At 38.3% G+C, this 12,418-nt stretch carries 10 protein-coding genes and 1 other RNA gene; 7 read left to right on the forward strand and 4 right to left on the reverse strand.

What is annotated here, in order from left to right:
* Positions 1 to 3 precede the first annotated feature (3 nt).
* The 3 genes from ffs to AC33VI_RS01915 all read right to left on the reverse strand — a co-directional run bounded on the left by ffs (position 4) and on the right by AC33VI_RS01915 (position 2,162).
* Positions 4 to 100: signal recognition particle sRNA small type (gene ffs, locus AC33VI_RS01905), an RNA gene on the reverse strand.
* A 69-nt stretch (positions 101 to 169) separates the two neighbouring features.
* The gene (locus AC33VI_RS01910; protein WP_491780581.1) at positions 170 to 1,336 is read right to left on the reverse strand and encodes an LptF/LptG family permease; all 1,167 of its coding nucleotides are present in this window, start codon (positions 1,334 to 1,336) and stop codon (positions 170 to 172) included.
* Between the two features lie 448 nt (positions 1,337 to 1,784).
* Positions 1,785 to 2,162, reverse strand: coding sequence for a winged helix-turn-helix transcriptional regulator (locus tag AC33VI_RS01915; RefSeq protein WP_491780582.1), 378 nt, complete (start codon positions 2,160 to 2,162; stop codon positions 1,785 to 1,787).
* 94 nt (positions 2,163 to 2,256) lie between these two features.
* Between AC33VI_RS01915 and AC33VI_RS01920 the strand changes: the two genes are divergently transcribed.
* The 6 genes from AC33VI_RS01920 (at position 2,257) to AC33VI_RS01945 (ending at position 10,381) form a co-directional block, all read left to right on the forward strand.
* Positions 2,257 to 3,606 (forward strand): efflux RND transporter periplasmic adaptor subunit, encoded by a 1,350-nt coding sequence (locus AC33VI_RS01920; RefSeq protein WP_491780583.1) that lies wholly within the window; start codon positions 2,257 to 2,259, stop codon positions 3,604 to 3,606.
* Between the two features lie 112 nt (positions 3,607 to 3,718).
* Positions 3,719 to 6,958, forward strand: coding sequence for an efflux RND transporter permease subunit (locus tag AC33VI_RS01925; RefSeq protein ID WP_491780584.1), 3,240 nt, complete (start codon positions 3,719 to 3,721; stop codon positions 6,956 to 6,958).
* A gap of 73 nt (positions 6,959 to 7,031) precedes the next feature.
* Complete coding sequence (locus AC33VI_RS01930; RefSeq protein WP_491780585.1) at positions 7,032 to 7,376, forward strand: J domain-containing protein; 345 nt, start codon at positions 7,032 to 7,034, stop codon at positions 7,374 to 7,376.
* Positions 7,377 to 7,416: 40 nt separating this feature from the next.
* Entirely contained in the window at positions 7,417 to 7,914 is a 498-nt protein-coding gene (locus AC33VI_RS01935) for a nucleotide exchange factor GrpE (RefSeq protein ID WP_491780586.1), read from the forward strand.
* 200 nt (positions 7,915 to 8,114) lie between these two features.
* A complete protein-coding gene (locus tag AC33VI_RS01940) occupies positions 8,115 to 8,930 on the forward strand; it encodes an ion transporter (RefSeq protein ID WP_491780587.1) in 816 nt (271 codons plus the stop codon).
* Between the two features lie 125 nt (positions 8,931 to 9,055).
* Positions 9,056 to 10,381, forward strand: coding sequence for a Sll1247 family protein (locus AC33VI_RS01945; protein WP_491780588.1), 1,326 nt, complete (start codon positions 9,056 to 9,058; stop codon positions 10,379 to 10,381).
* A 78-nt stretch (positions 10,382 to 10,459) separates the two neighbouring features.
* Here the strand turns inward: AC33VI_RS01945 and AC33VI_RS01950 are convergent, their stop codons facing one another.
* A complete protein-coding gene (locus AC33VI_RS01950) occupies positions 10,460 to 12,040 on the reverse strand; it encodes a cation:proton antiporter (RefSeq protein ID WP_491780589.1) in 1,581 nt (526 codons plus the stop codon).
* Positions 12,041 to 12,237: 197 nt separating this feature from the next.
* On the opposite strand from AC33VI_RS01950, the gene AC33VI_RS01955 reads away from it, so the two are divergent.
* On the forward strand, positions 12,238 to 12,418 hold a 181-nt coding region (locus tag AC33VI_RS01955; RefSeq protein ID WP_491780590.1), incomplete at its 3' end, for an ATP-binding cassette domain-containing protein.

The raw sequence follows: 12,418 nt of genomic DNA on the forward strand, positions 1-12,418 counted from the left end.
AAAAATGATTCGGATATCACGCCTGTGATAAGCATCCCGTATTGCTGCTACCTTCCGGTCCTGACAAGATTTGGGCGTTATTACCGCATGAGTCCGAATCACTAATTAGAATAACACAATTTACCAACACATTAATAAAATTAAAGAATTTACTCAATCGATTCAACAATCACTCAACGGACTGTAATAACAAACTACTAGCTGCACTTAAGCCTAAAAAATTAGGCAGCCAGGCTGCTACCCAAGGGGGAAGTACTCCAGAAATCCCCATAGATTGACTAATAAAAGAAAGTAAGTAATAAGCAAAAATCAAGCCTATACAAATACCAAAACTGGTTGCTTTGCCAGAATTTTGCGGTTTGATGCCCAATGCAGTGCCGATCAGAGCAAACACCAAACAAGCAAAGGGAATTGCTATTTTTTCTTGAATGCGAACTTGCCATTTACGAATTCTTTGTTCGTCAGCACTATGTTTGATGACTTTTAAAAACGCTTGTGCTTCAAAGATATTCATTTGATTGGTGTCCTTACCTTTTTTAGTAATATCTAAAGCAGTTTGAGGTAAAGCCAATTGCTGGTGTTGAAAGCGCACCACATTATTGTAACCACCATCAACGCCGACTAAATAAATAGTTCCATCATAAAAATCCCAGATATTTTCTAATACATTCCATTTAGCCGATCGCGCTACGACAATTTGACTGACAGACTGTTGAGAACGGTCTAATACAGTCAAGTTTTTCATTTGTTCCCCATCAAATTGTTCGGCATAAAATAGCCTAGATAATACTTCTCTTTTGCCACCGCTGGGAGTTTCAATATCGTGATATTCGTCAAATAAAATATTCTCAGTTTCAAAGTCAGGACGAGTTTTACCTAATGCTTTTTTTAAGGTCACCTCAGCCTGATAGTTGGCGGTAGGAGCGACAAAGTTATTAAAGAAAAAAGTAATACCCACGATCAACAAACTAAAAGCGATCGCGGGTAAAATTAGGCGATAAATATTGACTCCAATACTCCGCAAAGCAATTAATTCGCTATCGCTAGCCAAACGACTATAAGCCATTAAAGTCGCCAGCAAAATTGACATGGGAAAGGCAAAAACAATATATTCGGGCATTCTTAGAATTAAAACCTTAAAAGCTACTCCCCAGTACAATCCTGAATCCGTCACCTTGCGAATTAATTCAAATACCGCCCCAATCGATAAACCCAAAGAAGTAAAAATTCCCATCCCAAACAAAAATGGCAAGAGCAACTCTCTGGTAATGTACAGGTTCATCACCGATAAACCCAAGGTCGCTCGATCTAGTAGTTTAAATTTGCCAATTTTCATTACTTTAATTCGATTGCAGAAAGTTTATCTTGAGCTTTTAGTGGGCAGTGATTTCACATTTTAAACGTACAAAGTTAATTCTTCCCACAGCAACAAAGTGCTATTTTGTCAAATCAAGGTAAAGTTTGCGTAACGTTTCTGTAATAAAAATTTATTTTAAAAAAAATGCTTTTTGCGGTTTTGAAGCGATCGCATTCTCAATAAGGAAATATGACTACCAAAATACAAGGGTTTGATGGATTTAAAATATTTTTGGCACTATAGTCCCTATTGCTAGATCGATTATAGCCTGAAAACCTATTTTTAGCGTTATTTTTTTGCTTAAAATTTATTTTGTTGCGAAAAGTAAACTATATGAATTTTAAAACTAAAATTGACAATAGAAAACTTATACTTATAGCTTTCTGGAAGAATTATTTCTTTCAGTAGATCGAAAAAATCGATTCAATTATTTCTTACTTTTCTCCAAGCGATTTTCACAAATTAACTGTAGTTCTTGTTTATGCTCTTCCGCCCAGTCTGCCAGGGCGCACAATGGCTCGATCAATTTGTTGCCAAACTCAGTTAAACTATACTCCGTCTTAGGCGGGACAACGGGATAAACCGTCCGCTTGACAATGTTGTCTGATTCTAATTTTCTTAAAGTTTGAGTAAGCATTTTTTTGGAGATATCGGGAATCTCTCTTTGTAGCTCGCTATACCTTTTCGTGCCTTGAGTCAAAACATACAAAACTGGCAAAGTCCATTTATCGCCAATGATATTAATAACTTGGCGGAGGGGGCAATCATCATTAAGGAGGGGTTCTTGGGATTTTTTGGAAACCATTAGGTAACTATAGTACTATTCAGTACCTACTTGTAAATAAGAGTCTATTCGGGTCATATTATAGATAAAGATTTAATAATTTATTTATATTCTTATGGCACCCAATAGTATGCACTGGAGAAAGTCTTTAGGTGTATCGTTATTATTTTTGGCATTGACAGCTTGTGGCAAACAACCAGAAGCCCAAGCTCCGCCACCAGCAATGCCAGTGGAAGTAAAAGACTTGAGTAATGCTAAGGTGCGGTCTAGCTCGGAATATGTAGGCAATTTGGAAGCCAAACAAAGGGTAGCCCTCGCCCCCAGAGTAGATGGCAGAATTGTTGAGATTGCCGTTCGGGAAGGAGATACAGTCCAGCAAGGAGATTTAATCGTTGAATTGCAACTCAATCGAGAGCAAGGAGAAGTAGAAGCAGCCCGATCGCAAGTCAATATTCAACGGGCTAATTTGGGTAATGTGGAAGCAGAATTGCGGGCAGCAGAAGCAGAAGTAGCAGCAGCCCAAGCAGCAGTAGAGCAAAGTAGGGCAGACTTAAGAGAACAAGAAGCAGAATTAGAATTAGCGCGCACCAATATCGAAAGAACTAAATTTTTAGTCCAACAAGGAGCGCAATCCCAACAGGATTTAGACGATCGCACCAAAGATTTGAATGCAGCTAAAGCTCAAACCGATGCTCTCAAGGCAGCCCTCAACTCCAGTCAAAAAGCTCTTAATGCCAGCCAAGAAAGAGTTGCCTCTGCTAGATCGGCGATCGCAGGACAAGAGGCAGCTTTAGAAGAGGCTCAAGCGAGAGTCAACATTGCTAGGGAAAATTTGGAGCTAAATCGCATTACTGCGCCAATTAGCGGTGTAGTTGGCAACATTCAACCCAAGGTGGGAGATTTTGTCGATATTGGGGATACCATTACCAGCATTACTCAAGATAATGTTTTAGAACTAAGTATAGGCGTACCTTTAGAACAAGCATCTCAATTAAAACTAGGTTTGCCTGTAGAAATTACCGATCGCCAGGGCAATGCTTTAGCAGAAGGAGACATTAGTTTTATCTCTCCTAGAGCAGATCGCAGCAGTCAAGCAATACTAGTTAAAGCAGCTTTCAACAATAATGGCAGACTCCGAGATGATAGTTTTGCTAGGGCGAGAATTATTTGGTCGGAAGATTCTGGACTATTAATTCCGACCGAAACCGTATCGCGCATTGCTGGAAAAACCTTTGTCTTTGTGGCGGTAGAAAAAGAACAAGAAGATGGCAGTAAAGCGATCGTGGCAGAACAGCGGGGTGTGGAGTTAGGAGCGATTCAAGGACAATCTTACCAAGTTATCTCTGGTCTAGAACCAGGAGATCGATTAATTACTACCAACATTCTCAACCTTGCAGACGGTACTCCTGTTAATACCGAAACTGAATCTGTAACTAGCCTTGAGACTAACTTAGTTGACGAATAACACTATTCCTTTTTTCAAGACTGGGGGACTAGAGGACTAGGAGATTAGGAGAATAATTCCCTCCATCACCCCGTCACCCCATCACCCCATCACCCCGTCATCCCTTAATAATATGAGTATCGCCGATCCTTTTATTAAAAGACCAGTACTAACTACGGTTTGTGCTGCGATTATCGTCCTAGTTGGATCGATAAGCATCCCGATGTTGCCTATATCCCAACTACCCCAAGTAGCACCAATTCAAGTAGAAGTTTCTTCCGCTTATATTGGTGCAGATGCCGAAACCGCAGAGATTAATGTAACCAACATCGTCGAGCGAGAAATTAACGGTGTGGAAAAGATGAGTTACATCTCTTCTAATACTAGTAACGACGGTATCAGTAATATTGTAGTTTCCTTTCCTCCCGATACAGACCGAGATATCGCTCAGGTTAACGTTCAAAATAGAGTAGCATTATCCGAGCCTCAATTACCCGCACCAGTGCAACAAACTGGGGTAACGGTACAAAAGTCTTCTCCCGATCTCTTATTGGGGATTGCTTTTTATGCCGCGAATAATGAATATGACGACTTGTTTTTAAGTAACTACCTCGACCTTTATTTAGTAGACCGAGTTAAAAGAATTGAAGGGGTAGGACGAGCAGTTATTTTTGGGGAACGAAAATACGCCATGCGCTTGTGGCTCGATCCCGATGCCCTGGCAGCCCGTAGTTTAGGGGCGCAAGATGTAGTTAATGCCCTCCAAGAACAAAACATCCAAGTGGGGGCGGGGAGTATCGGCAAACAGCCCACTACAGACAATCAACAGTTTGAATTTACACTCAAGGCTTTGGGTAGGTTACGAAGTGCCGAGGAATTCGAGAATTTAGTTGTTGGCACTGGAGAGAGTGGCAATCTAATTAAGCTCAAAGATATTGGTAGGGCAGAATTAGGTGCGGAAAATTACGATACTTCTGCGGAGTTCAAAGGTAAGCCCGCCGTGGGGATGGGGGTTTTCCAACTTCCTGGCAGTAATGCTTTAGATGTAGGCAGTGCGGTTAAAGAACTTGTGGCAGAGCTTTCTAACGACTTTCCCCCAGGAATGAATTATGAAATTGCTCTGGATACTACGGAATTCGTAGAAGTGTCGATGACAGAGGTGGTTAAAACTCTAGTCCAAGCGATATTATTGGTAGTTTTAATTATTTTTATCTTCTTACAAGACTGGCGCACGACAATCATTCCTGCGATCGCCATTCCCGTATCTTTGATCGGTGCTTTTAGTTTTCTCAATATCTTTGGTTTCCAAATCAATACTCTAACTCTGTTTGCGATGGTACTATCGACGGGGTTAGTAGTAGACGACGGGATTGTGGTAGTAGAAGCAATTGCCACCAAAGTAGAACGAGGCATGAAACCTCGCATTGCGGCGATCGATACGATGAACGAACTTAGTGGGGCAGTAATTGCCACTTCTTTAGTATTGGCGGCAGTATTTATTCCCGTGTCTTTCTTTCCTGGTTCGACGGGGGTAATTTTTAAACAGTTTGCTCTGACGATTGTGTTTGCGATCGCATTATCTACTTTTAACGCTCTTACGTTTTCCCCCACTATGGCGGGTATTTTATTGCGCCCTGCTAAAGAAAGAAGGGGAATTTTAGGCAAGTTTTTTAATCTGTTTAATCGGATCTTCGATTGGGTTACTGCTAGATACACCCAAGCAATTACTTTCCTAACCAGAAAAGTAGTTCGTCCTTTTGTCTTGGCTGGTTTTACTGCTTTAATTTTATTTACCTATTTCCTCTACAACATCGTTCCCACTGGTTTTATTCCCGAAGAAGACCAGGGCTACTTCTTTACTATCGTTCAAGCCCCCGATGGGGTATCCCTCAACTACACCCAAAATGTTGTCAAACAAGTAGGGGATAAAATCGGCGAAGTGGAAGACATCCAAAGTTACTTTACCCTCAGTGGTTTTGGTTTTGAAGGTAACGGCAGCAATCGCGGTTTTGTCTTTGGCAAACTCAAACCTTGGGCGGATCGACCAAACGCCGAACAGTCAATTTATTCCATCTTAGGTCGTCTGAATGGCTCTTTTCAAGGTATCGATAGTGGTAGGGCGTTTGCGGTTAACGCGCCCCCCGTTAGAGGTTTGAGTACCTTTGGCGGTTTTGAATTTCAACTGCAAGATCGTCGCGGTTTGCCGATCTCCGTCTTAGTCGAAAATGCGAATAAAATGATTGGAGCTGCTAATGCTCGACCAGAAATTGGTGCAGCTTTTACTCAATTTGCTGCTAATACTCCCCAAATAGAAGTAGAAGTAAATCGCGATCGCGCTAAAGCATTGGGGGTAGATATCGATGATGTGTTCGATACTTTACAATCCTATTTGGGTTCGCGCTATGTCAACGATTTTGTTCTCGGACAAAGACAATATCGGGTATACGTCCAAGCTGACGGGGATTTCCGTTCTAACCCTCAGGATATCAACAAGCTCTATGTCACTTCTAATAGCGGACAGTTAGTTTCCCTGGGTACTTTAGTTCAATTAAAGGAATTCACTGGTCCTCAAACTATTACCCATTACAATCTATTCCGTGCGATTAAAATCCAAGGATCTCCCGCCCCAGGCTATAGTACAGGACAAGCGATTCAAGCAATGGAAGAAGTGGCAGCAGAAATATTACCCGCTAGTTTGGGTTACGAGTGGACTGGTACGGCTTTAGAAGAGAAATCTGCAGGGGGACAATCAGCACTAATTTTTGGTTTCGGCTTGTTAATGGCATTCTTAGTCTTAGCTGCCCAATATGAAAGCTACGTCGATCCAATTATCATTATGCTCACCGTACCTCTAGCAGTGTTAGGTGCGATCGCAGCAATTTGGTTTAGAGCTAATATCTTACAAGCTGGTAGTATTTGGCCTGTCATCAATAATGACGTTTACGTCCAAGTCGGGTTGGTAATGTTAATCGGTTTGGCAAGTAAGAATGCCATTCTCATCGTCGAATATGCCAACCAACTCAAAGAACAAGGACTCAATAACGTTAAGGCAGCAATTAAGGCAGGACAAGAACGTTTCCGTCCAATTCTCATGACTGCTATTTCCAGTTTAGTCGGTTTCTATCCTTTGGTTGTGGCGACGGGTGCGGGGGCTTCTAGTCGTTGGTCTTTAGGTACGGCAGTATTTGGGGGAATGCTCTTTGCTACGGCTTTAAGTCTATTTATCGTTCCTTCTCTTTATATCACCATTAAAGGTTTAGAGTCCTATATCAAAGGCGAGCGTCAACCCAAAGATTCTGGCAAAGGCGATCGTAGTCAAAATGGCAAGGTTCACCGCGATCTAGAGTTAGAAACGGAAAGTTACATCAAATAATTCACCAGAAATGATATAACGGGGATTAAAAAGTTAATCCCCACTCTGTTTCATTTTACGGAAATTAATTAGAATGATTCCCAATCCCTATGATGTTTTAGAAATATCTCCTACTTCATCTAACAAAGAAATTACTATCGCTTTTACTATGGCGATTAAACGTCGTAAATATTCTGCGAAAGAAATTGCCCAAGCTAGAAAAAGTCTGATGAATCCTCAAACTAGGATTATTGCTGATTATTTACGTCCTATTATTCCTGCTGTCAAACATTTTACCAAAAGCGATTTTGCTTCTTTAGATAGTCCCAGAGAAAATTTAGAGCTATTAGCAGAATTCAATCAATTATCTGAAGAAATAGCTGCTTTAGATTCAATTTCAGACATAGATAAAGAATTAGGAGCAAGTTTATTGATATAGATGCTTAAGAATCATCTATATTTTTTTAGCTTAAAATATCATGAATAAAAATAAAAATTTAACTTTTCAAATAACTCAAGCTCAAAAAGATAAGCTACAGCAAGAATTAGGTGATTTGTTAAAAGAAAAGATGTCTCTCAAGCAGTCTTTAAAACAACAAGCAGAGCATACAGAATCAGTTCGAGAAGAACTTTTTTTAGAGTTATTAGAAGTTTTTGATTCTTTAGATTTTTTTCTCAATTATTTAGCAGAAAACCCCGAACCAAATCCTAAATTCTATCAACGGTTGCCCAAATCTTTAGGCACTATTAAAAATAAGCTTTTGGGAATCCTGGCAAAAAGACAAGTAAAAGCGATCGCATTACCCGACAATAAGCCAGACTATAGTATTTGCCAAGTAGTAGACCGCGAACCAAGAGAAGACCTCGAAGCAGATACCATTGTTAAAATTGCTCGTCAAGGTTTTACTATCGAATCGAAATTACTACGTCCTGTCGAGGTGATTATAGCCGAATCAGAAAATAACAAGGGTAAGTAGGAAAATAGTGGTGTAAATCCTCCCAAACGAAAATTAGACAAGTCAAAGGGCAATGGTAGTATATCAGTTAATTAAAGTAAGGATTGCTTTTGCTTAGTTTTGTTGTGATTAGTTAAAGCGATCGCCTGAAAAGAATAATTTAATCATAAAATAAAAAAGATTATTTCTATAATTTTTCCGTGTTGTCAGAAAAGATCTCCGTGACTGAAGATAAAAGTTGCAACAAGCGATCGCTTCGTCAAAAAATAGCTTTCTATTTTGAAGATACAGAAACTACTTTTGGCTTGTGGCTAAATTTAACGATTCTGAGTTTTATATTATTATCTTCAGCAATTTTTGTCGTTCAAACCTATCCGATTAATCTTACTCTACAAAAAATTTTAGGAGTTATAGATTTAATAATTCTATTAGCTTTTACTTTAGAATATATTTTACGTTTTTGGTCGTCAGAACATCCGCGTAAATTCTTGTTTAGTTTTTTTGGTTTAATTGATTTTCTCGCTATTTTACCTCTATTTTTGGGTTGGATGGATATCCGTTTTCTCAGGATATTTCGTTGGTTTAGAGTGTTAAGAATTGTTAGATTTTGGAAAATTGAAACAAAGTTATTAGGAATTGCTAATGAAGATACTATAGTTTTCGTACGAATCTTTTTAACTTTATTTACTTTAATTTTTGTTTATGCAGGATTAATTTATCAAGTAGAACATCAAGTTAATAGCGATCGCTTAAAAAACTTTTTTGATGCTTTTTACTTTGTAGTCGTGACCATGACGACTGTAGGATATGGAGATGTAACTCCTCTTTCTCAAGCAGGAAGAGTGATGACTTTATTGATGATTTTTACGGGAGTTCTGTTTATTCCTTGGCAGTTGAGCGAATTAATCGGACAAGTAGTTAAAACGGCTAATCTTGTCGAACAAAAATGTACTAACTGTAATTTACAGCGTCACGATCCCGATGCTATTTTTTGCAAACGATGCGGAACAAAATTAGAAAAGAACCAGAAAAACTAAAAATCTTTGCTTTAAGTACCGTTAATAGATAACTCCTAAAACCATCGTAACTATTGTTCCTATAGCTTGTCAATTATCAAACTGAGGTTAAGATATGGCATGAATTCCCATATTTTTGGTTACCAGTGATTAGAGACATCAATAGTTCCCTCAAGTCCATAGAACAAGAGACAGAGCTAGTTTACAGTTATCTTTGGAATTGTGCTAGGCATCAATCTCCTGAAATATTAATTCAAGAATTTAGAAACCTATTTGTTCGGGGCAAAAGTAGCGATCGCCATGTAGTAAAAGCATTGGAAAAAATTATTTTTTCTCCTCTGGTCAAACAACAATTCGATCGCATTTTTAGTCACTGCTTTTATTTGATTTTAGACTGTTGGGTAGGAAATCCCGAATCCTTATCTAAAATTCCAGAACTCTTGGCAATCTTAGAAATTATTAATAATTCTTCTTCTTACGATCGTCGCCGCAAACAACTTTTAGAGTTAATCAAAAATTATCAGCAATCTTCAGCTTTTTTTCAGCTTCAAGTATTAATTAACATTCTCCAACCACCAAAAAATGCTCGCGTTACTCTCCAGGTAATAGCTACAAATGAGATATCTAATAATGAGAAATATAATTCTACTTTAGTTAATAGTTATTTACCTCGCTATACTTATTTCTATGAATATGTTTTACCCCATGATTCCGAATTACAAGAGTTAAATAAGTACCTCAAAATTTTAGCCGAGCAACGCAAAAAAGATTTTGAAATTAAGTTATCGCGACACATTATTTATCGATTTCGCTTAAAGGAAGTAGCTCGCTTAAAATTATTATCTAGAGGTAAAGAAAAAGTTATTACTAAAGTAGATAATCCTTCCTTACTCTCAGAAAAATCTTTTCGAGTAGCTTTAAAACAATATATTGGTAAAACTCATGGCGACAAAACTTTAATTGAGAGAACTAGGCATTTTGTCGCAAACAATAAATTACGTAACTCCTATGGAGTATTCAAACAAGATTTATTTCGCTTTATCGCTCAAGATATTAAACCAAGAAATAGTAATTATCAATTTACTAAAAGATTAAAAATTAAATTAGCAAATATTTTTCCTGATTCTGATTATAAGCCATTAAATAATAGTTCCATTTTACAAACTTGTCGTCAACTATTTAGTTTTTTAATTATCGATCCTGATTTATCAACAAAACCTCAAGTTTTTCCAGAGCTAATTGCCAATTTAGGTACGGCACAGGTAGCTAAAATTTTGGTTAAATTAATTTTGATTTGTCCCGAATCAAAACCAGATCTAGAGAAAAAAATATATCTAATTATTAATTACTATCAATTTAGTACAATTGAAGATGCACCCTGGACAATCAAAATTCTAGAGCATTTCTTAATTGCTTTTAGTATTTATCTAGGCAAGATTGACGTTTCGATCGCCAAATCTGCTCGTAAGTGACAGCCCCAAAAAATTCCATGCTTTACAGATATCAATCTAAGGCTTTGCCCTTCACTGTAGAAGGCAAAGCCCTAGATCCTACTCTCCTGCTTTAGCCATAATTTCTTGCAAGACGGGAGAAAGATTTTCGTTTAGTTTGCCAGCCCGAATAAATTCGGCGTAGGTATCCGCTTCAATATCTAATAACTGTTCTTGAAGTTGTTCCATAGTGAGCGAGCGCAAATTTTCATGTTCTCGCTGCATGGTGTCGATTTTATCTTCAATACTTTTGAGTTGTCCTTTGACTAATCCTTGTTGGTAGCGATAGTATTCGGGATCGATCTCGGAAGCCAATTCATTATTATCGAGATACTTAACAACCCTCCCTAAAGCCACTTTACGGGCGAGTAATTCGGAATATTCTTGTTTTAAGGGTTGATCGCCAATGAGATTTAAAGTTTGCAACAACCATTTAGTAGATAATCCCTGCACCAAGAGAGTAAATAAAACCACGCCAAAAACCGTATCGATAATTTCTTGTCTGCCAGTTAAAATAACAGGTACGCTCAAGGCAACAGCAATAGATACCGAACCCCTCAAACCGCCCCACCAGAGTACTGTTTGCTCGCGCCAGTTGGTTTTAACATCACTCAATAGATTGCTAAGATTGCCCAAACCAAAAATAACAATTGCTCTAGTAACTAACACTGATGCGATCGCAACTACAATTAGATCTAAGTTTTTTTGTAAGCTGGCAAAATTTATTTGGTCGCCAATCAACAAAAAGACAATGGAATTGATAAAAAATGCCAGAAAATCCCAAAATTCGGAAACTAACAATCTGGTACGGGGATTCATACCAATTCTAGAGCCAAAGTTACCCAAAATAATCCCCACAGTAACTACTCCAATTACTCCAGATCCGCCCAATTCTTCGGTAATTAGATAAGTACCGTAGGCGGAGATCAGAGTTAAAGATTGTTCTACTAAGGGCAGATCGAATCTTTGAGTGAGATAGGAAATACCAAAACCGATCAGGCTACCAATACCCAAACCAATACCAACAAAGGTAAGAAACTTGATTACAATCGTCGAAACTCCAAAGCCTCCATCTCCCAAGGGAATATTCACCAATAGAAGAAATGCAACTACAGCGACTCCATCATTAAACAAACTTTCCCCTTCCATGAGGATAGTCAGACGCTTGCTAGCCCCCAATTCCCTAAATAATGCTACTACAGAGACAGGATCGGTAGCAGATAGACTCGCACCTACTAGTAAAGCAGTAGCTAAAGATAAATCGGTAAATTGACTTAGAGGAAACGCTACTCCCACTACAGAAATAACCACTCCGACGATTGCAAATAAGCTTACTGGAATAAGGCTATCCTTAAGACTGCGCCAGCGTATATTCCAGGCTGCTTCAAACAGTAAAGGTGGCAAGAAAATCTCTAAAATCAATTCTGGAGATAAGTTAACCAGTCTGATATCAACAAAAGCCAATCCTAACCCCACAATTACCAAGAGTAGAGTATAGGGAATTTGCCGAAACCAGCTAAAAATTCGCGAAATTGTCGCCACACTTAAAGAGACAGACAAGACAATTAAAAATTGTTCTAGGTTTCCCTTAATTGAAACCTCTGCTAGACTCGGTTCTACAATAAAAAAAATTGTTTCCATATAGTTAATCAAATTCAGCCTTAAGCTCACTCCAATATACTTTACTCAGATTTGGTCATTAGTCATTAGTCATTGGTATTTAACGGAAAATCACTCTTACTTTTTAATTCTTTACTACGGGAATCGGGGTTAAGCTAGATAGATTTTTGCTAAAAACGGTATTATCTGTAGCAAACATTGCAACAATCTACTATAAGATGGCAAAACTAACATTACAAAACTTACAAAAAAAATATCGTTCTGATGTCATTCCTGTTAAAGATATTTCTCTAGAAATCAATGATGGTGAATTTTTGACTCTATTAGGTCCTTCTGGATGCGGTAAATCTACCCTATTACGCTTAATTGCAGGTTTAGAGTCTCCTACCAAAGGACAGG

The organism is Waterburya sp., from assembly GCF_058530065.1.